The sequence below is a fragment of the Salinicoccus jeotgali genome, from assembly GCF_055379195.1.
In genome coordinates this window covers 1973565-1993106 of the sequence record NZ_AP043830.1, presented here as the reverse complement: position 1 = coordinate 1993106, position 19542 = coordinate 1973565, and the positions used below count along the sequence as shown (strand labels likewise).

Annotated in this window: 18 protein-coding genes; 9 read left to right on the top strand and 9 right to left on the bottom strand. The window is 46.5% G+C overall.

Annotated features, from left to right (window positions below):
- Nucleotide 1: 1 nt before the first annotated feature.
- Together ACZ43I_RS10295 and ACZ43I_RS10290 are read right to left on the bottom strand one after the other, a co-directional pair.
- The gene (locus ACZ43I_RS10295) at nucleotides 2-1996 is read right to left on the bottom strand and encodes a BglG family transcription antiterminator (RefSeq protein ID WP_344700844.1); all 1995 of its coding nucleotides are present in this window, start codon (nucleotides 1994-1996) and stop codon (nucleotides 2-4) included.
- A 27-nt stretch (nucleotides 1997-2023) separates the two neighbouring features.
- Nucleotides 2024-3463 (bottom strand): PTS mannitol transporter subunit IIBC, encoded by a 1440-nt coding sequence (locus ACZ43I_RS10290; protein WP_344700843.1) that lies wholly within the window; start codon nucleotides 3461-3463, stop codon nucleotides 2024-2026.
- A gap of 217 nt (nucleotides 3464-3680) precedes the next feature.
- Here ACZ43I_RS10290 and rarD point away from each other — a divergent pair, with 217 nt between their 5' ends.
- Together rarD and ACZ43I_RS10280 are read left to right on the top strand one after the other, a co-directional pair.
- On the top strand, nucleotides 3681-4598 hold the full coding sequence (gene rarD, locus ACZ43I_RS10285; protein WP_344700842.1) for an EamA family transporter RarD: 918 nt from the start codon (nucleotides 3681-3683) through the stop codon (nucleotides 4596-4598).
- A gap of 72 nt (nucleotides 4599-4670) precedes the next feature.
- Nucleotides 4671-5465 carry a hypothetical protein gene (locus tag ACZ43I_RS10280; RefSeq protein WP_344700841.1) on the top strand — a complete coding sequence of 265 codons (795 nt, stop codon included), beginning with the start codon at nucleotides 4671-4673 and terminating at the stop codon, nucleotides 5463-5465.
- A gap of 167 nt (nucleotides 5466-5632) precedes the next feature.
- On the opposite strand, the gene ACZ43I_RS10275 is transcribed toward ACZ43I_RS10280, so the two are convergent.
- Nucleotides 5633-6214 (bottom strand): protein-L-isoaspartate(D-aspartate) O-methyltransferase, encoded by a 582-nt coding sequence (locus ACZ43I_RS10275; protein ID WP_344700840.1) that lies wholly within the window; start codon nucleotides 6212-6214, stop codon nucleotides 5633-5635.
- A gap of 14 nt (nucleotides 6215-6228) precedes the next feature.
- Complete coding sequence (locus ACZ43I_RS10270; protein ID WP_344700839.1) at nucleotides 6229-7152, bottom strand: VOC family protein; 924 nt, start codon at nucleotides 7150-7152, stop codon at nucleotides 6229-6231.
- 76 nt (nucleotides 7153-7228) lie between these two features.
- Between ACZ43I_RS10270 and ACZ43I_RS10265 the strand changes: the two genes are divergently transcribed.
- Entirely contained in the window at nucleotides 7229-7831 is a 603-nt protein-coding gene (locus ACZ43I_RS10265) for an alpha/beta hydrolase (protein WP_344700838.1), read from the top strand.
- Nucleotides 7832-7842: 11 nt separating this feature from the next.
- Here the strand turns inward: ACZ43I_RS10265 and ACZ43I_RS10260 are convergent, their stop codons facing one another.
- Nucleotides 7843-8682 carry an HAD family hydrolase gene (locus ACZ43I_RS10260; RefSeq protein ID WP_344700837.1) on the bottom strand — a complete coding sequence of 280 codons (840 nt, stop codon included), beginning with the start codon at nucleotides 8680-8682 and terminating at the stop codon, nucleotides 7843-7845.
- Nucleotides 8683-8778: 96 nt separating this feature from the next.
- On the opposite strand from ACZ43I_RS10260, the gene ACZ43I_RS10255 reads away from it, so the two are divergent.
- The 4 genes from ACZ43I_RS10255 to ACZ43I_RS10240 all read left to right on the top strand — a co-directional run bounded on the left by ACZ43I_RS10255 (nucleotide 8779) and on the right by ACZ43I_RS10240 (nucleotide 12576).
- On the top strand, nucleotides 8779-9462 hold the full coding sequence (locus ACZ43I_RS10255; RefSeq protein WP_344700836.1) for an AzlC family ABC transporter permease: 684 nt from the start codon (nucleotides 8779-8781) through the stop codon (nucleotides 9460-9462).
- Nucleotides 9459-9743: an AzlD domain-containing protein gene (locus ACZ43I_RS10250; protein ID WP_344700835.1), complete on the top strand. Its 285-nt coding sequence runs from the start codon at nucleotides 9459-9461 to the stop codon at nucleotides 9741-9743. The genes ACZ43I_RS10255 and ACZ43I_RS10250 overlap by 4 nt, the downstream gene beginning before the upstream one ends.
- Before the next feature lie 138 nt (nucleotides 9744-9881).
- Nucleotides 9882-10916, top strand: coding sequence for a Rho termination factor N-terminal domain-containing protein (locus tag ACZ43I_RS10245; protein ID WP_344700834.1), 1035 nt, complete (start codon nucleotides 9882-9884; stop codon nucleotides 10914-10916).
- Nucleotides 10917-10986: 70 nt separating this feature from the next.
- Entirely contained in the window at nucleotides 10987-12576 is a 1590-nt protein-coding gene (locus tag ACZ43I_RS10240) for a gamma-glutamyltransferase family protein (RefSeq protein ID WP_344700833.1), read from the top strand.
- A 66-nt stretch (nucleotides 12577-12642) separates the two neighbouring features.
- Here the strand turns inward: ACZ43I_RS10240 and ACZ43I_RS10235 are convergent, their stop codons facing one another.
- Nucleotides 12643-14472, bottom strand: coding sequence for an LTA synthase family protein (locus ACZ43I_RS10235; RefSeq protein ID WP_344700832.1), 1830 nt, complete (start codon nucleotides 14470-14472; stop codon nucleotides 12643-12645).
- 194 nt (nucleotides 14473-14666) lie between these two features.
- Between ACZ43I_RS10235 and ACZ43I_RS10230 the strand changes: the two genes are divergently transcribed.
- Nucleotides 14667-15203, top strand: coding sequence for a chromate transporter (locus tag ACZ43I_RS10230; RefSeq protein WP_344700831.1), 537 nt, complete (start codon nucleotides 14667-14669; stop codon nucleotides 15201-15203).
- Nucleotides 15200-15727 (top strand): chromate transporter, encoded by a 528-nt coding sequence (locus ACZ43I_RS10225; RefSeq protein ID WP_344700830.1) that lies wholly within the window; start codon nucleotides 15200-15202, stop codon nucleotides 15725-15727. Before ACZ43I_RS10230 ends, ACZ43I_RS10225 begins: the two co-directional genes overlap by 4 nt.
- Before the next feature lie 35 nt (nucleotides 15728-15762).
- Here ACZ43I_RS10225 and murJ read toward each other — a convergent pair whose 3' ends face one another.
- From murJ to ACZ43I_RS10210, 3 genes are all read right to left on the bottom strand, one after another.
- Nucleotides 15763-17289, bottom strand: a complete 1527-nt coding sequence (gene murJ / locus ACZ43I_RS10220; protein WP_344700829.1) for a murein biosynthesis integral membrane protein MurJ — start codon at nucleotides 17287-17289, stop codon at nucleotides 15763-15765.
- 255 nt (nucleotides 17290-17544) lie between these two features.
- On the bottom strand, nucleotides 17545-18621 hold the full coding sequence (locus ACZ43I_RS10215; RefSeq protein WP_344700828.1) for a glycerate kinase: 1077 nt from the start codon (nucleotides 18619-18621) through the stop codon (nucleotides 17545-17547).
- Nucleotides 18622-18626: 5 nt separating this feature from the next.
- A complete protein-coding gene (locus tag ACZ43I_RS10210; protein WP_344700827.1) occupies nucleotides 18627-19532 on the bottom strand; it encodes an acetamidase/formamidase family protein in 906 nt (301 codons plus the stop codon).
- Nucleotides 19533-19542: the final 10 nt, after the last annotated feature.

The following is a 19542-nucleotide window of genomic DNA, read 5'->3' as shown; positions in this document are numbered from 1 at the left end:
ATTAATATAGTGTACTTATATAATTTTTTATGATGTTTTCCAGAAGTGCAGGATTTTCAAATAAAGTGTCAGTGTCGTCATGATGTTCCCCAAACAGTATACTGATTTCGCTGATGAGGTCTATGATTAATGAATCTTCTGGCACAAGTACCAGAATTTGATGTGTAGTGGTGATCTCATCACCCAAATAGTTCCGATCGATTATGCCTGCTTTGTTTTCGATGAGAAAAATGTGATGTGATTTCAGCAAAGAAGACCGTACATGAGGGTAGGAAAGACCGTGTTCACCAATTATAAACCCTGTTTTTTTAAAACGTTTAGACAGCGAAGTCAATATTCGATCTCTGGAGTATTCATCCGCAACCTCCTGGGTATGCAGTACATGCTGGATGGTCTCCAATGCGTCCATTCTCTTAGTCAGCGTGATATGAGAGCGGTTCAGATACAATTCAGATGCTTGGATGACATGGATTGGGTCGATGGCAGTCTTGATCTGTGAGTGAGTATCGATGGTCGTAGGCCCCACGTGCATCTGGTTGATTGCTTCTGTAATCTTCTTCTCATCCTGGTCATCGAGCAGCGGACTTACAAGTATATAACGCTCCAAGTCGAGCGGTACGGTACTTAAGACAAGCTCATCATCCCGCAATTTGGCTTCACGAAGTTCTGAAATGGAGAGTTCCTGCCTGATGGATATATTGCTGAACCTGGTTTTCAACTGGTTAGCGAGTATTCTGCTTGTACCTATGCCACTTGAACAGACTGTCGTCACTTCAATGTTTGGTGTACTGCTAAGTGCGCCTCCGAAATGAATTGTCAAAAAACCAATTTCTGCATCACTGAGTCGTCTTGTTTTGAAATGCATGGCAAAACATTCACCGACCACTTCAAAAAGGCGAGGATAGCTTTCACGAATAGATTCCAATAGCGGATTATCAGTGATGATTCCTGACTCCATACGATGTAACGTTGGCTCGATATGCATGATCAACCCATCTTTAAGTTCAGGATGCGCAAAGAAGGGATAGTTCATCCTTTGGCTGACGGCATCAATGAATGAGATGGTCCTCTGTTCAAGGGATTCAACTATATCGTGGCCTTGAAACTTTCTTCTGCTTCCTCTTAGGTGCATCGATATGAAATATGTTTCCTCATCTGGAAATTCGATGCTGAATTCCGCTTCTATATTTTTAATGAGCGAGCGTGAGACTTGAAATTCCTGGGTGCCTGATAGCTCATCCATCAGATCCTGTCTGATTTCAAGGAAGGAATCATTTTTCGTGCGATCTATCGCCAAGACGATATGCAAGGCGAGGTTTAAATATGCATTTTCTGTTAGTTGATAGGGCAGCACTTCGAGTTCGTCCATGAGCAATCTTTCGACTTTAAAAATTGTATCTGCTTCAAGCGTCCCTATTACTCTATTGTTGACAAGAGAGCTGAATACAAAGTTATTTTCGATGACTGAATAGATGCTGTTGGAGTTAAGTTCGTTAACCATCATATCAGCTAGGAAGTTCTGCTTGTTGATCGAATCGCCAATAAGTTGGATGCCGATCGACCGGGTTTTGGTTATGGTGAGTTCAAATGCCTCAAGTTGGGGGCGCATCTGTTCAATCAGGTCATCAACAACATGCTCGCTGATGCCGAGTTCAACTGCTAGGGCGTTTTTCTTAAGGCCTTCATTATTCAGCATCAGATGATACAGCAGTGCAACTTTTTTCTCCTCAGTACTCAAATCCTCTACAGCATTTGCATTCAGATGTTTAATAAGTGTCTCCACTTCATTTGATGGAAGGTCCAGTTTGACTCCTCTATTGTATTCTTTTATAAGAATGAGGCCGAGCGATTCCAATGTATGAGTGACATTCTTCAATTCTCTATGGATGGTGCGGGAGGAGACCCCTAATTTTGTGGCAAGTTCTTTGATAAGGAGGAAGTTGCCGTTATGATGGATGAGTTCGGTGATGATTTTCTTTTCCCGCGAACTGATCATAGTGGCACCTCCTCATTTAAATGATGGTTATTCCTGATGTTTCTTAAGCGCTTCAATCAACTCATCATATTTCGGACTGTTAAGGAAATTGTCGACTGAAATATGTTTTGCAGTCGGCACTTTGCTTTCTGCCCGCTCCGTCAATGTCTTTTGGGTGATGATTATATCCTCATCGCCTTTCAATTGGTTGATTGCAGAATTGGTGACATCGATATCAAGATTTTCTTTTTTAAACTTATTCTTTAACATACCCGCTCCCATGGCGCTTGAACCCATACCTGCATCACAGGCAAATACGATTTTCTCGACGTTTCCGTAATCGAATACCGACTCTTCCGGGCCAGCTGTTTCAGATTGGGCTAAAGAACCTGCAACGGTGGATTTCTTACCTTTGGCGGCTTCCATCTTTTCAGTGGCTCCCGCAATATCATCATCTGGTTGACGCGTGAACTTCAAGATGATCGAAGCAACAATAAATGATACTAGAGTCGCTGCGGCGACACCGAGCAACATGACTAGAAGTTCTCCGCGTGGTGTCATGGCGAAGTAGGCAAGGATGCTTCCTGGTGCAGGTGGGCCGGAAAGTCCGAAGTCGAATAGGCTGAAAACCAAGATTCCAGTGGCACCACCGAGTATCGGTGCAACAACGAGCAGCGGTTTCATCAAGATGTAAGGGAAGTAGATTTCATGGATACCACCAATGAACTGGATGATGGCAGCGCCTGGTGCAGTCGCCCTGGCAGTCCCTTTGCCGAAGACCATATAGGCCAGCAGGATGCCGAAACCAGGTCCGGGATTCGTCTCAAGGGTGAACAGGATGGAGCGGCCGGCTTCCTGGACTTCTTCAGAAGCAAGCGGGGTCAGCACGCCGTGATTGATTGCGTTGTTCAGGAAAAGGACTTTTGCAGGTTCTATGAATATGCTGGCGAGTGGCAGCAGCCCCGCTTCTACAATAAGGTCGACAAGTTTGCCGAGCAGATCCGTCAACCAGGTTACGACAGGACCAAGGCCATAGAAGCCAAAGAGTGCCAACAGGAACGCAAGAATTCCGGCTGAGAAATTATTGACCAGCATTTCAAGGCCTTGCCTGATTCTTGGGACGAGTATACGGTCGACTTGTTTAATGAGATAGCCACCGAGCGGTCCCATTATCATTGCGCCAAGAAGCATTGGAGAGTCTGGGAAAGCAGTGATTACACCCATGGTTGCAGTAGAGCCGACGACTCCGCCACGGACGTCGTGGATCAGTTTCCCTCCGGTGTAGGCAATCAATAGTGGCAGAAGATAGGTGATCATCGGGTCTACCATTCCAGCAAGATCTTCATTTGGAAGCCAACCGACTTCGATGAATAACGCAGTGATGAGTCCCCAAGCAATGAATGCAGCGATGTTCGGCATGATCATACTGCTTAAAAATGAACCGAAAGCTTGAACTTTACGTGAAAGACCTTTTTTTTCTTCAGACATTAAAGCCACCCCTTTTTAGATGATTTATAGTATAACTAAATCATAAGGCAAAACGATAACGCTTACAATATAAACAAAACGCAGTTTTGGCACACTGATATTGCCAAAACATAAGTTAGTGATTAAAAGGGGGGATATCATGGTATAATTGCCGGAATATTCAAGTGTAGCGGATGGGTCCATATGCAAAAGGAGAACAGTAAAAGGGGTGGTCTGTATGGAAAGCAGTAAAAAGGGGGCATTGTTTGCCCTGAGCGCCTATCTGATATGGGGGTTCCTACCAATCTATTGGAAGCAGCTGGAGCATATATCTTCATACGAAGTCATTGCCCATCGCGTATTCTGGTCGTTCATCTTCATGATTGTATTCATCCTCGTGACGAACCGTATGCACCTTTTCTATAAAGATCTAAAGTTCATATTCCGGGATAAAAAGAAAGTAGCGGCATTATTCGTAGCTTCAGTGGTCATCACTTCCAATTGGTTGCTATACATCATTGCAGTCAACAGTGGCCATATACTGGATGCGAGTCTCGGCTATTACATAAATCCCCTCATAAGCATTCTCATCGGGTTCGCAGTTCTTGGGGAACGATTTTCAAAATCTCAATGGGTCGCCATCATAATCGTCTTTCTGGGAGTCGCCTACATGACGGTAGGTCTGGGTTCTGCGCCGTGGATATCACTTTTCCTGGCTCTGTCCTTCAGTATCTACGGATTAATCAAAAAAGTAGTCAATATGGATGCCGTCTTTGCTATGGCTGTGGAAACTTTTGTTTTGGCGCCGGTGGCGCTATTCTATATCCTATTCCTTGAAGTCGGCGGGGAGGGGCATTTCGGATTCGATCAGGATAGCCTGGTCATGATGGGGACAGGCGTCGTCACTGCCGTACCATTGTTGCTGTTCTCGATCGGTGCACAGCGTATCCGACTGTCCCTAGTGGGTATACTTCAGTATTTTGCACCGACTGTAATGCTTCTGCTTGGGGTCTTCATGTATGGTGAGGCATTTACCCGCATACATGGTGTCGCCTATATATTGATATGGGGCGGGCTCGGGCTGTATACATTCACCCGCTTCAAGGAAATGCGGCGGGACACAGGACGCAAGCCGAGACGGCGCGTCACGCACTAGCATATTGTTAGGGGAAGCATCTATAGTCATGATATGATTTATTGAAAATGAGTTTTCTAAGGAGTAGGGGATATGAAGTTTTCGAAATATCTGTTTGCCGTTCCGATTGCAGTTGCGTTACTGACTGGTTGTCAGGGGGAAGAGGAGAAAACAGATCAGACATCAGGAGAGGCCGGGGTCGCCCAAGAGGAAACGACCGAAGGGAAGCAATCAATGGACACCACAGATGATGCAAACCGGACATTGAAAGGAATCGAAACAGATGATTCCGCAATTGCCGACTTGATTGAAGAAGCCCAGAATATAGAAAGTTACCAAGCCATGGTGGACCTGGAGGCTTTGGTGGACGATGAATCCTCCCAAACTCTTGATGCGGACGTAAAGTATAAAGAGGGGACGCCACCGTCTTTGCATCTTAAGTCAGAAGGGGAGGACCGGACCATCTCGAAAGATGGTGAAACCTACTACAATAACGGAGACGATTGGGTAGACATCTCAGAGTCCATAGAAATAGAACAGCTTTTTCATGTAACATACAAAAATGCCGTCATCGCTTTTTCTGATATTAAAGATGAGATGAAGCTGACTGAAGAGGAAAATCAGCTGATCTATACATTTGAGGGGGAAAGCACTGAAATCTTTGAAGTGTTTGAATCACTCTTTGCAGCTGAATTCAGTGCCATAGATACCTCCAATCCGAATAATGAGGTGGAAGTCGTCATCGACAAGGAGAATTCGCGCATAAAGTCCATCCAGTATGAAGCGACAGGAGAAGATGCAGAAGGGCGTTATGAATTATCCGGAGAGGTCGAGTTTAAATCATTCAATGATATAGGTGCGATACAGTTGCCTGAGTCAGTCGACTAGTCCAGGTGCAGAGATGGTATGAGAAGGTAATGTCACCTGTGCGGGTGACTTAAGGAAGTAAGAAGAGGCGATTCTCATGGGATCGCCTCTTCTTATTTTTTAGCTCCAATGACTCGGTTTTCCCCCTCGTCATCATTTATTTTACATCCTTCAGTTAAAACGACTCCTTATTCAGTATCTTTCTTCAGCTCGACGAACCTGACATATTCAAGGGTAGAAACGTGGACGGAGCCATTCCTATCTTTCTCGATCAATTTCAGTTCCTGGGCGAAATCATCTCCGACAGGTATGACCATCTTACCGTCTGGGGCGAGCTGGTCAACCAATGCCTGAGGTGTTCTTTCGGCGGCCGCGGTGACGATGATGCGGTCGTAGGGAGCATATTCCAACCACCCCTGGTTGCCATCGCCGTAATGGAAATGGATATTGGAAAACCCCTCGGTCCGGAGTCTTTCTTTAGCACGTTCATACAATGCCTCAATGCGTTCAACAGTGTAGACGTTTTTTGAAAACTTTGCGAGCATGGCGGTCTGAAAGCCTGAACCGGTGCCTATTTCGAGCACATCATGTTGTGGTGCGAGCTCGAGCGCAAGCGTCATGGACAACACAAGCGAAGGTTGTGAAATCGTCTGGCCGTGGCCGATCGGGCACGGCATGTCGGCTCCTGCCAGATGTCTTTGCGTATCCATATATCTGCTGCGATCAAGCCTGTTGAAAAAGGATTCTATTGCTTTTTTATCATGTTTCAAAACACTCACCCCTTTTAGTTGATGGGCGTCAGATACATTTCAATGAAATCACGCTGTTCTTCGATGGCAGGCGGAAGGGAGAGTTTCTCTCCAAGGGCATCGATGGGTTCGTCAATATCGAAGCCCGGCCCTTCTGTCGACAATTCTACAGTTATCCCACCGACCGTCGTGATATATAGGGCCTTGAAGTAATAGCGGTCGACGATGCCTGAATTCAACCACTTTTCATGATCAACCTTCTCCTTGATATTGAGGAGGGCTGCTTCATCGGCGACACGTAGGGAAAGGTGGTGTACGCTGCCATATCCTTCTTTTTCGAGCTGGCTGGTCCGCTTTTCGATAAGGTATAGAGAATCGTCGCCGAACTTCATTTCGACGGCTGTGTCCTCGTTTTTGTAGGGGTGATCTGAAACGCCGCCGAGCAGTTCGAAGAATTGGACCATGGGTTTCAAGTATTGGATGCTCAGTTCCACAGCACCAATCGACGTCAAGGCATGGACTTCAGGAATCTCCGGATGAATATTCGGGTGTTTCGGCCCCTGCTGATCCACCATAAGGGCCAGACGTTGTTTTTCGTGATCTTCGAATTTCAAGACGGTCTTGCCGAATTCTTCCGTGATCTCTTCATGATGGATATTTTTCTCTTCAAATCGGGTCTTGAAGAATTTGAGCGCCTCCTCAGAAGGGACTCTGAAGTATGTGCGGCTGATGCCGTTGCTGCCTGGTTGGTACTTTGGTGCTCCGGTTATTTCAAAGAAAGTGATGTCTGTGCCCGGATGGCCTTCATAGTCTGCGTAAAACAGATGATACATGCTTGTGTCATCCTGATTTACAGTCTTTTTGACGAGTCGGAGTCCAAGCACATCTGTATAGAATTTGTGGTTGTCGGTGATGTTTGCAGTAATTGCTGACACATGATGCAACCCTTTTGGTGTCATAAAAATCGCTCCTTCCACTTATCACTGATATTATATAATATAGAGGAAGTAAACTCTAATAAAGGAAGTTGTCGGAATGGAACATTTATTTATAAAAGCTAAAAACGAGAAGAGGAATACACTGATACTTTTTCATGGCAGTGGCGGCCGCGAAACGGATCTTTTGGAGATTGCAGCTATGGTGGACGGCTCAGCCAATATACTCGCATTCCGCGGGAATGTTGATGAAGCAGGCCGTGCACGCTTCTTCGCTCGTCAGGGAGCAGGATATGATGAGGATAGCCTCAAGGCAGAAGGGACGGCCATCAAAAGACTGATGGAGGATCTGGCTGAAGAATATGGTTTGGATCTCAATCAGGCGACATATGTCGGCTACTCACATGGAGCGGATATGGCTTCGCATCTGTTGATGCATCACGACCTGCCGGTGGCAGGTGCCATGCTCATGCATCCATCCTACAATGGTGAGCAAGCAGCAGAGATTGAGCTGAATGGGAAGAAGGTCCTTATAACAGCAGGCGCAAGAGATGTCCAGACGACTGCCGGTGATGCATATCAATTGAAACGGCACCTCGAACAAAAAGGCGCCGAAGTCAGCATCAAGCTGACCGACGGCGGCCACGAAATCGATTCGGAGGAATTGATGGAGGGGCATGTCTGGTATCTGGGGGTTAAATGACTCCTGATTGATCAAAGGTATACGGAAGCCAGATAGCGCGAGAGGCCATCTTCGTCGCACGTATATTCAGTGATATCGTCTGCGGCTTCAAGGATTGACGGGACTGAATTTTTCATGGCGGTACGCTTGCCGGCTTTGTCAAATAAGGGAAGGTCGTTCATCGAATCTCCCACGACATGCACATCCTCATACGACAGTCCGTATCGAATCATTAAAGTTTCAAGGCCTGTTGCCTTGTCGCGTCCCTTCAACATGATTTCGGCATTATGGACACTGGTGGTATAAAGGGCATAGTCGGACTCATCTTGATGCGTCTTCAGATGGTCGTACCAACTGGCGATCTTGTGTGTGTCTGTACTGAAGAAGAATATCTTTACGACATGTTCCAATGACAGGGTCGGCACCCATTGGACTGTACTTTCGAGTGTCTTTTGGGCGTAGAGGTATTCAAAATGCTTCATCGTTTCCGGTTGGGGTTGGCTGATGTCCGCAGCCGAGTACTCTTTATCTTCAAGAAGGGTGCGGCTTGAATTTTCAAGCGTATGGATTTCGTAATAGATCTCCCGCCTGCGTGCAGCAGCTATCATATCGGCAACGAAGTCAGGATCGAAGGAAGCGGAATCGATCAACTGGCCATCGACATAGACCCCCATGCCGCTTGCCGCAACATAACCGTCAAGTGGGCAGTCTTCGGGAGTGATTTTTGTGATTTCGTGATGTGTCCGTCCCGTTGCGAAGAATATGAGCATCCCTCTTTCTTTGAGTGCTGCCAGTACCGCAACGAGGGATCTTGGGAAACGGCCACTGTGGTCGAGTATCGTGCCGTCCATATCCAGAACCAATGCTTTCATGAAATGATTCTCCTTTTATGCTGAAGTTGAATTGTAATGCCTTCTTATTGCGAAGTATATTTTTATAATTATAGATTCAGGCGGGGTGAAGAAGTAGTGCGAACGGATTTGAAGAAGCCGCTGATGGACGGATTGACCATCGGCATGGGCTACGTGCCGGTTGCTGTAGCCTTTGGCATAACAGCGAAACCGGTTATGTCCTTTTTTGACGCGGTGCTGATGAGTTTCATGGTGTATGGAGGCGCAAGCCAATTTCTGGCCCTCCAGATGATGTCTACGAGCGGCGCAATAGCCATTGTATTTGCCGTATTCATCCTAAATTCAAGGCATTTTGTCATGTCGTTCAAGGTAAACTATGATTTGAAGCATGAATCCTTTTTGAAACGTCTGTTCCTATCTTCATATGTTACGGATGAGGGCTTTGCAGTGACCGCCAACAGCACACCAGAACAGCGGCATTTCAGCAGCTATGCAGTCACTTTCCTTACAGCCTATCTTTTTTGGGTGACGTTTTCTGCCATTGGTTACCTGGCGGGTGAGTGGATGAGCGAGGGGTGGGTTGCAGCCAGCGGCATCGCTTTATATGCACTGTTCATCGCCCTGCTCATTCCAGCTGTGCGTATCCACTACCGCTTCGGCATCATCGCCATGGCAGGCATGATCATCCATTACATAATGGGACAGCTCTCCTTCGTGCCATCCGGCATCGCCATCGTGCTGGCGATACTCATTGCAGCAGCACTCGGATCGATACTTGAAAGAGCGGAGGTGTCCAGATGACCCTACTGGTTGTTGCCATGTTTGCTGTGACGATTATAACACGTATTCTACCGGCATTTATAATCGATGTTTTCCCGTTGCCGGAATGGCTTGTAACATATTTGAACTACATCCCTTATGCCGCACTCGGCGTGCTTATCTTCCCGGGTATATTAGATGCCCTCGAAAATCCATTGCATGGTCTTTTGGGAGGGGCGTTCGCCATGTTGTTGGCATTGTTTCGGGTGCCGCTTTTCTTTATCGTGCTAGGCACAATCGTGTTTGTCTATCTGATAACTTGAGGTGCCTTAGATTTCAGCATATCCATTTGTTGGGCCTAAACCGGCATGACAGCGACCTTAGGGGGACCTGATTGGTTACCAAGGAGCGGGTCATGTGGTAAAATGAAGGGAATAATCAAGGAGCGAAGGAGTTTTAATGTGAAAAGTACAAAGAGCCATCTAAAGTCGTACAATATGAATGATCTGAAGCGTCTTGCGCGTACCATTTCAGTGAAAAACTTCTCGAAATATAAAAAGGATGATCTGATTGATGCCATAATCGAGCGTCAACATACTACAGAAGCGGCAGTGTACGCGTATAAATACATCGATGACCATTCTTTTGAAGCCTGGAAGAACACGGGAGGCCGTGGGCCTACCGAGTCGCGATATAATTTGGAAGAACTGTTCGGGCTGTATATATTGGGCTATGCCTTTGAAGATTCTGAACAGGAGGATAAGTTCTTTATTGCAGAAGGAATACCGGAGCTGTTCGCTATGGTGGACAATGAAGAGAATAGGGAAGCGCGGCTTAAAGTCCAACGTAAATTGAAGCTTATAAGAGCAGCGCTTCATCTTTACGGTATTGTGAGCTTCAGTCAGCTCCAACACCTATTCAAAAAATATTATGATATGGAAATGACTTCAGCGGAACTGGTGAGCTTTCTTGGAGAATCACCTTATGATATTTCAATTGATGAAGATAATGAACAGATCATCATTGATGACATGAATTATGCACAGTATGAAATGGTCAAAAAACTCCAGGGAGATCTACCTTACTACGAGCCGGAATTCGGCAAATTCATCAAGTTCAGCGATCCCAACTATATCGATGAATCGAAAGCCCATCGTGCACTCAAAGAGTGGGTGAAGGATAATGTCGATGTACCGAGGGACAAACATTACAGTGTATATATCTCACTGCTTCAGCTGATTATGCAGGGGTCTAAGAAAGATGACATCCTCCAATACTTGATGACCTTGAATGTCGAGTTGCAGAATGCTGACAGCCAACGCGAATTGATGGATATGATGGCTGAGATCGTTGAGAACACACGCCACTTCAAATATCGTGGCCACAAGGAGTCGGAATTGAACTCCCAGACAGTCGTCAAGGAAGTCAAAGTGGGTCGGAATGACCCTTGTCCATGCGGCAGCGGGCGTAAATATAAGAAATGCTGCGGCAGATGAAGGTCCGGTATTTAGCGGACCTTTTTCTACGCAGTTAAATAATTGAATATTCAAAACAAGGGGATTTTAGATGAATCATTATAGTTATCCGTATAAAAACTCGAGATACAGCACATATGCAAAGAATGGCATGGTGGCCACCACTCACCCATTGGCGACGGATGCGGGGATTGAAGTGATGAAGCAAGGGGGTAATGCAATGGATGCGGCAATTGCTACAGCAGCGACATTGACCGTAGTAGAGCCGACGAGCAACGGCATAGGCGGAGACGCATTCATGATTGCATGGATGGATGAAAAGTTGTACGGCATGAACGCCAGCGGCCGCTCGCCAAAAAGGTTGGGGATGGAGCAAGTTAAGGCGAGGGGGTTTGATGCACTGCCAAAGTTTGGTTGGCTACCGGTAACAGTACCGGGAGTGCCGAAGGCTTGGGCCGCACTTATCCGTGATTTCGGCAATTTGACTTTAAAGGAAGTGCTCGCACCAGCAATACGTGCTGCACGTGACGGTTTCGTCATCACACCGGTAGTGGCCAGATACTGGCAGGCGGCTTATCAAACCTACAGTCGGGAAGCGGACAATCACGAAGAATTGAAACCATGGCTCGAGACTTTTGGCACCGCATCAGCAGGTACCATCAAAACTCTGCCGGAGCATGCGCAGACATTGGAAGATATTGCCGCTACTGATGCGGAAAGCGTCTATACGGGAGATCTTGCAGATAAAATCGTCCAATTCAGTAATGAGACGGGCGGGTTAATTGAACATGACGACCTGGCTGGATTCGAAGTGGAATATGTCCAGCCTGCAAGCATGGATTATAAAGGTCATGTTATCCACGAACTTCCCCCGAACGGTCAGGGCATCACGGCATTGATGGCCCTCGGCATGCTCAAGAATGATGACCACCCTGCTTTGGATGAGCGCACTTTTCATCATCAGATTGAAGCGATAAAATTGGCGTTCGCCGATACGACCAAACATGTAGCGGATTCGGATAACATGCGCATTAAGGTCTCGCAACTGCTGGACCAGGAATATCTCCAAAATCGTCGAAGCCATATTACAGAAATGGCAGAGGAGCGGGAACATGGGAATCTGCCTGAGGGGGGAACTGTCTATCTTGCCACAGCAGACGGTGAAGGTAATATGGTATCTTATATCCAAAGCAACTATATGGGTTTTGGTTCAGGTGTAGTGATTCCCGGCACCGGGCTCGCCATGCAGAATAGGGGACATAACTTTTCCATGGATCCGGAACACGCTAATTTCATAGGCGGCGGTAAAAGGACTTTCCATACGATTATACCTGCCTTCATCACCAAGGACGAGATGGCGGTTGGCCCATTTGGCATAATGGGTGGATTTATGCAGCCGCAGGCCCATCTGCAGGTGGCGATGAATCTGATCGACTACGGGATGAATCCACAGAGCGCCCTCGATGCGCCAAGATGGCAATTCAAGGCAGGGCTCGAAGTTGAAGTTGAAGATCGTTTCGACACAGATATCGCCCGCAGTCTGATCAGGCGGGGACACCATATCAAAGTGAATCTTGAACCCAATAGTTTCGGTCGTGGGCAGGTAATCTTAAAGAACCCTGATGGGGTGCTTATCGGAGGAACTGAGTCGCGTACGGATGGGGCCATTTCATCTTATTAGTTGAAGGGATTCTGGAAGTCATCTGATATATTAAAGCAGGCCCAGGGGGCCTGCTTTAATATAAGTCTAGAATTGTTTATTGAAAAAAGGTCTGCCGATGGAGTTCTTGTCGAAGTAACGGTTGTATGAGACATTTCTATAATCGCTTACCAGTACTTTAATATCCTCTTCGAGCGCTTCATCTGGTACGAATGTATCTCCTATATATGCACCACTTGAGGCGATGCCAGTCACACCTTTCTGATAAAGCTGCACCAGCATATAGTAGTAGGGTGTTGTCTTATATTGGCCGTCTGCCAGCAGTTTCGGCACGAGGAACATGGGGCTCAATAAATCTGCATCACTGGTGTCGCCCCTATCATGGTTCTGATAGATGAAGTAGGGGGCCTGGTTAGTATGCCCTTGTAATTGCGCCCCCTTTCCCCTGAGGAAACTAGGTGCATGATCTCCATAAAATATCAGGTTTACATCGTACTTCTGGTCTTCCATATCGGCGATCAGCTTCTCGATTGCAGAGTCGGTTTTCACCAGCTGCCTGAAATATGATTTTGCATATTCTATATAGTCACCATACTTGCTTGCAGTAGGCTCCTCGGAGAGTATGCCAGGCTTTAGAACCGGCTCATAGGCGATATCTTCGAGAACTCCGGGTGAATAGGGCGAATGATTCTGCATAGACATGACATTCATCATGCGGTAATCATCCATCTTATTGTCCACCAGGTCCGTAAGATAGCGGTCGCTTGCCCTGCCTGTTCCTTCAAGCTTCTCCAAGTCGTTCATATCCTCTTGGCTGAACAGCTTGGAAACCCCCATCTTGTCGTACACATCAACTCTGTTATAGAGGCTGAAAGTATAGGGGTGGATCACGGCATTCTGCTCGACCAGTGTAAGTATAGATGAACTGTCACTGGATTTTTCGAAGTACTCGATGTAGGGCGAGGTGACTGTAGGTTGCTGATGGAGTTCAAGCGACATGCTAGTCAGCATCTCAAATTCTATATTTGCTGTTCCGCCTCCGATGAACAGTGAGCGCATTTCTCCTCCGCGCTGTTCCTCAAGCTTTTTGATGAATGGTGCAGGCATCTTGTTCTGTATCAGAACCTCATTCTGCCAAAAGCTTTCGCTGAGATAAATGATGGTATGTTCGTCGGTGATATCATTTTTTCTGGCATCGTTATATTCAGCGGATTCTTTTTTATACTTTTCTGAAATGGCGTTAATATTCGACCTGGAATAATCATCTGGAGGTTCCATGAAGTTCCTCGAAATATTGATCAGAAAATTTGGCACGAAGCCTACCCTTTTAATCTCTTTAATCGGGTTGAAGATATATGAATCCTTCTCTTCAATCCCGAAATATTCATAGGAATATTTTTCAGTGTCCGTATAGAAGATCACTGAAACAATTATGATGCCCACCAAAGCTGTAATTCGAATGATCCTGAATCTGGACAGCCCCAATTTTCTATATAACTTGCTTTCCAGATAAAATAAAACGAATGATGCCAACAAAAGAACGGTGACAAGAACAAACAGCATCTTCAGGTCGACTATATTTGAAAGTTCCCTGATGTTGATGACTTCTTTGATTTCGTTATAGTTGACGACTTCGCCGCGTTGTTCGAATTTCAATTTGTTGGCATAATAAAAAAGAAATAGTGACATATTGGAGATCAATAATGTGGTCAACGGTTTGCCGATCAGGCCGTAGACCAGCAATATGAAAAGGAATATGATGGATATCCCCTGAAAAGTGTGTTCGTTGATTTCTTCAACCGGCACGGTTTTTCCATCATATAAAATTGTGGGGAAGGTCTGGATCCAGTATCTACTGTTGAGTAAGAATACTGCTAACAGGCCTAGAAGGAAAGTTGAATTTTTTACTAGTTTCATGATTACTTCCTTAATATTGAATTTGATCGGGAATGAGAGGTTGAAAGAGCCTCAAACTCCCCCTTGAAGGGGGAGTTGAAAGTAAATGACTATACGTTTGGTTGCCGCATAATAGTATATAATCTAAAGCAAATAAGCAGACAAGTCAATAATTCTTAATAATCGGAATAGTTTGACGTGATGGAGGGCGTATAATGCATTTTAAAATATTCTGGGTGTTTTTTAAAGTCGGAATGCTTGGGTATGGTGGTGGCCCATCGTCCATTCCGCTTGTCCATAAAGAAGTGGTCGATACACACGGATGGATGACAGATGAAACCTTTCAGGATGCCCTGGCTATAGGTAATGTTCTGCCTGGTCCCATTGCCACCAAACTTGGAGGATACATAGGTTACCTGCAAAAAGGGTGGCTCGGGATGGTCAATGCTGTATTGGCCACAATTCTGCCGACAATCATATTGATGATTGTACTATTAAAACTGTTTACGGAATTTAAGGACCTCGAGTGGGTGCAAGGTATGAGCAACGGGGTGATGCCCGTAGTGGGCGTCATGTTGTTTGTATTGACGTATGAGTTCCTCGCCAAGGCAAAGGCGAAAACGACGTGGCACTTCCTCTTCCTGTTTACGGCTATCGCATTCTTCATGTTGGTGGTGGTAGGAATTCACCCTGCCCTAATCATCCTGCTCATTGTTGTTTTCAGCATGTTCAGAAGGGAGGGGAGAGTATGATCTATATACATATATTCCTGGCTTTCTTCATCCCCGGAGTTCTGGGTTATGGGGGCGGCCCCGCTTCCATTCCATTGGTGGAGCAGGAAGTTGTACAGAATTATGGGTGGATGGATTCCCGTGAATTTGCCGAGGTTCTGGCACTTGGTAATGCCTTACCCGGCCCGATTGCGACCAAAATGGCCGGCTTTATAGGTTATGAAGTTGGAGGGCTGGGGGGATCGATTGTTGCAGTTGCTGCTACAGTCTTGCCTTCACTAATGCTGATGATTTTTCTCGCGGGACTGCTCTACAGATTGAAAGGCACACAGAAATTCGAAACTCTGACCACACTGATCCGACCGGTGATTGCAATCCTTCTTGGGTTGATAGCATACGATTTCATCTTCAATGCATATGATGCCTCCGGAACCGTACACACAATATTTCTGGTTGCGGCCAGCTTCCTGCTATTGGTGAAATTTAAAGTCCACCCCGCACTTGTGATTATTTTTGGTTTAGGTTATGGTGCGCTTCTGTTGTGATATGCAGGGGGGTAAAGAGCCAAAATCAGGGTCTCCTACTTTTGTTTTTTCTTGAACTTATTCAGCATGGCCTCAAGGAAGGTACGGACGCCGTCGACTCCCATCAGCAGTAACATAGAGATATAGAGTACAGCCATCAGTGCGAATGCAAGCACCAGGCTGACATCACTTCCAACAAAAGGATTCATAAGGATCAAAAATCCATAAGATGATGCAGCAGCAAAAAATGCAGCGGCTGTAATCCGTAACGCAGTCGGTATAAGATGTGTCAGATTAAGCCGGCCAAATTTTCTGCGTAGGCTCCGTGTCAGTAGCAGAACGGTCATCAGTGCAGAAAGGCTGGTCGCAAGAGCTAGACCACCTATCCCGAGGATTGGCGCCAGCAGGAAGTTCAGGGCAATATTGATGCTCACCCCGATTGTGCTGTTGAGCATAGGTGTTTTTGTATCCTGCAGTGCATAGAAAGTCCGGGTTAAAATCAGGTTGACACCTGTACCGGCAAGACCGAGTGAGTAGAAGAAGAACGCCGAAGTCGTCAATGTTACGGCGGTTTCATCGAAGGCGCCGCGGTCGAACAGGAAACGGACAATAGGCTCTGCGAATATCATCGCACCGATTGTGGCAGGAATTATTAGGGTCAGCACACCCAGTATGGTCTGGTTCAAAGTGTGCTTTAGCCCCGGCATGTCTCCTCGGGCTGCCTTTTTGGATATGTCTGGATAAAACACTGTAACGAATGAAGAGACGAAGATACCGAGGAAGGATACATTCAAAGTGCTGGCATAGTTAATTGAGGAAATTCCACCTATGGAAATCCAGGATGCAAGTGAACGATCAATCAGACGGTTCAATTGACCCACACCGGAACCAAGGATGACCGGGAAAGCCAATACAGCCATTTCTTTTATATGTTCATCTCCCGGACGCAACACCCGCTGGAAGCGGAAAGAATATCTATAGGCAAAGAACAGGATGATCAGGAACTGGATAAATAGTGCGACTACATTAGCCACGGCGAGAATGTAGATCAGTTCTAATCTGCTGCTCAGGATTATGGCCACAATCAGCACCAGATTCATGGGAATGCCTATCAAGGAAGGGATAGCAAACATCTTTTTATAATTCAGATAGGCACTTAGAATCCGGGTGATGAGTGTAAAGTAGATGCCGAATATGCTGAAGCGGGTGAACATTACTGCAAGTGCCAATGTTTCTCCCTGGAATCCGATTGCGAATACCTTAACGAGCTGTTCAGTAAAAATAAGAGCGAGTATGACGATGAATGTAGTGGAAATCAGCAATATATTAATTAGGTTGTTGGTATATTCGAGCCCCGCCTTGTCGCCGGACTGCTCTGTTATCCGTGAATAGAGCGGGATGTAGCCGGTCGAAATGCCTGCTGCCACCACACCAAAAACGACAGTTGGGATACTGATCGATAATAGGAAGACATCACTGGTTTCGCTTGCTCCGTAGAAATAGGCGAGCGTCAAATCCCTCAAGAACCCAGAGACTTTTGAAACGATGGTCAGCACCATCAACAGAAAGATGGTTTTTCTCATATGGCCACGCTGTGTGGATTCTGTATCAATCCATGATTTGCATACATAATGTTCATAAAAAAACTCCTATTGATCCATACTCCAAATAGTAAAAGCATACAATATGTATTTTAGCAGAAAATGGATGGATGGCGAGTTTAGAGCTATGGGACACGGAGATATGAATGATCGGTTTGGGTCGAGTTTAAATCAGCAATCCAGCATATACAGATTTAAGGCATAGAAAAGGTCTGGAAATGTCATTCCAGACCTTTTCTATGTCACTATGCGCTGTATCTTTTGCCTTATCAGCCGTGGTGTTTCTTCAATGATGTCCTCAATTTTTCTGGTGCCATCGCTCAATGGATGGACAGAAGCGAAAGCTGTAGTATCAGCACCGGTTACCTGACCAGAGATGAGGTGGCACGGCTTTTGATGGCGATCGGCGAGTTGTGCCACAGTCGCAGGGACTTTTCCGTGCACTGAGGAAGCATCGGTTTTCCCTTCACCTGTAATTACCATATCGGCTTTCATTATTGCATTCTCCAAGTGGATCATCTCAGCAACCAGTAGACCTCCCGGTTTCATCTCTGCCCCGAGATTCATCAGCATCCACCCAAGTCCACCAGCGGCACCTGCGCCGTGGCAGTCACTGAAGTCATCTTGGAAAACATCCGATATTTTGGTACGGAGGTGTGAGAGCAGTGACTCGAAGAAAGCGACATCCGCTTCCTGCACGCCTTTTTGGGGACCGAACGCACGGGTAGCCCCTCGGACTCCGAACAATGGATGGGTGACATCGGACGCGACAGTCAACTGTACACCTTCCAGGGGCTGAAGTGATCTTAGGCTGATTTCAGCAACATGTCCTATATCACGAGTGAACACGCCAACTGGCATGCCACCTGTATCCACTGCAGCACCTCCTAGAGCGAGCAGCATCCCGTAGCCGCCATCGTTTGTTGCAGAACCACCCAAACCCAGTATGATGTGTTGTGCCCCGTTATCAACCGCGTCCAAAATCAGTTCGCCGACGCCGAATGACGTCCGATCGCCTGGGTTTGAACTGCCGACCAGATGAAGACCACATGCCTCGGCCGTTTCAATCACTGCAGTCTGTCCCTTGCGACAATAGGAGGCTTCGACCGTCTGGCCTTCTGGCCCTGTAACATTGGTGGTGACCTCCTCATAATCCTCATTCCGAAAACACGTAAGAAGGCCATCTCCACCGTCACTCATCGGTTTCAAAATGCTTTGATGGCCCAAATCTGTGAGGGCCTCTCCCATGATTGTTGCAATCTCATATTGATTGAACGTCCCTTTATAGGAATCTGGTGCTACAACAATATTCATGATATCTACTCCAAGGTAATTCCGTAATGATCAAGGACATGGTGCGGTACAAAGAAGCGGGAAGTCTTCAAAGGATCGACTACCTGATTGATCTGCGCCTCGCCGACCAGACTCATGAGCATGGTCATTTCAGACAGACTCAAGTCTGTGTGGGGACGGAGTAATGCAATCATTTCCTTGACGGACTCGTCGACTGCGGTGTCGAGACTTTCGCTCGATACTGTCATGTAGACACCATCCGCATCGACGACGATCGGATGGCGTGTTTTTATATTGTGTGCTTTATCGAGGGTTACTGTGATCGATGCACCCGTCTCAAGTCCACTTACGCTCACTTCGCCGTCCCCCATCTTGGCGTGGACATCTCCAAGGCCAAACAAGGCCCCATCGTGTGCAACAGGTAGATAGAGGGTGGCGCCAGTCGTGATCTTCTTACTGTCCATATTGCCGCCGTGTCGGCCCGGTGTCCCATTATTGACCGCTTCTCCCTCTGGTGCCACTCCAATGACGCCGATCATCGGGTTCAGGGGAAGAGACAGGCCATTGAACGAAACAGTGCCTTCCGATGTATCAATATCGAACATTTTGGCCTCCATCTTCTCCATATCATCCCCCATGACGCCAAGCCCAGGGCCTGTCAGCATGCCACCGTTTGGTTCGAGGGTGATGTCTTCAATTGTGACTTTGAGCACATCTCCGGCTTGGATGCCATCTATATGGATAGGACCCGTTGCAGGGTTGATGCGGTCCCAGTCCAACTGGTCCAACACGGTATCACTGGAAGTGATCTGTCCGAGGAAGCAATCGTTCGTCTCAATCGTTACTGTATCCCCAGCATCAACCTTTAAAGCAGCTGGATTATCCTTTGACATCGCATAAAATAAGTTTGATTTATTCAATGAATGTTTCATGATCATTCTC

Bases quoted from the DNA above. Each gene is read 5' to 3' on its own strand.
- ACZ43I_RS10295 (WP_344700844.1), bottom strand. From the start codon at position 1,996: ATGATCAGTTCGCGGGAAAAGAAAATCATCACCGAACTCATCCATCAT.
- ACZ43I_RS10290 (WP_344700843.1), bottom strand. From the start codon at position 3,463: ATGTCTGAAGAAAAAAAAGGTCTTTCACGTAAAGTTCAAGCTTTCGGT.
- rarD (WP_344700842.1), top strand. From the start codon at position 3,681: ATGGAAAGCAGTAAAAAGGGGGCATTGTTTGCCCTGAGCGCCTATCTG.
- ACZ43I_RS10280 (WP_344700841.1), top strand. From the start codon at position 4,671: ATGAAGTTTTCGAAATATCTGTTTGCCGTTCCGATTGCAGTTGCGTTA.
- ACZ43I_RS10270 (WP_344700839.1), bottom strand. From the start codon at position 7,152: ATGACACCAAAAGGGTTGCATCATGTGTCAGCAATTACTGCAAACATC.
- ACZ43I_RS10265 (WP_344700838.1), top strand. From the start codon at position 7,229: ATGGAACATTTATTTATAAAAGCTAAAAACGAGAAGAGGAATACACTG.
- ACZ43I_RS10260 (WP_344700837.1), bottom strand. From the start codon at position 8,682: ATGAAAGCATTGGTTCTGGATATGGACGGCACGATACTCGACCACAGT.
- ACZ43I_RS10250 (WP_344700835.1), top strand. From the start codon at position 9,459: ATGACCCTACTGGTTGTTGCCATGTTTGCTGTGACGATTATAACACGT.
- ACZ43I_RS10240 (WP_344700833.1), top strand. From the start codon at position 10,987: ATGAATCATTATAGTTATCCGTATAAAAACTCGAGATACAGCACATAT.
- ACZ43I_RS10235 (WP_344700832.1), bottom strand. From the start codon at position 14,472: ATGAAACTAGTAAAAAATTCAACTTTCCTTCTAGGCCTGTTAGCAGTA.
- ACZ43I_RS10230 (WP_344700831.1), top strand. From the start codon at position 14,667: ATGCATTTTAAAATATTCTGGGTGTTTTTTAAAGTCGGAATGCTTGGG.
- ACZ43I_RS10225 (WP_344700830.1), top strand. From the start codon at position 15,200: ATGATCTATATACATATATTCCTGGCTTTCTTCATCCCCGGAGTTCTG.
- murJ (WP_344700829.1), bottom strand. From the start codon at position 17,289: ATGAGAAAAACCATCTTTCTGTTGATGGTGCTGACCATCGTTTCAAAA.
- ACZ43I_RS10215 (WP_344700828.1), bottom strand. From the start codon at position 18,621: ATGAATATTGTTGTAGCACCAGATTCCTATAAAGGGACGTTCAATCAA.
- ACZ43I_RS10210 (WP_344700827.1), bottom strand. From the start codon at position 19,532: ATGAAACATTCATTGAATAAATCAAACTTATTTTATGCGATGTCAAAG.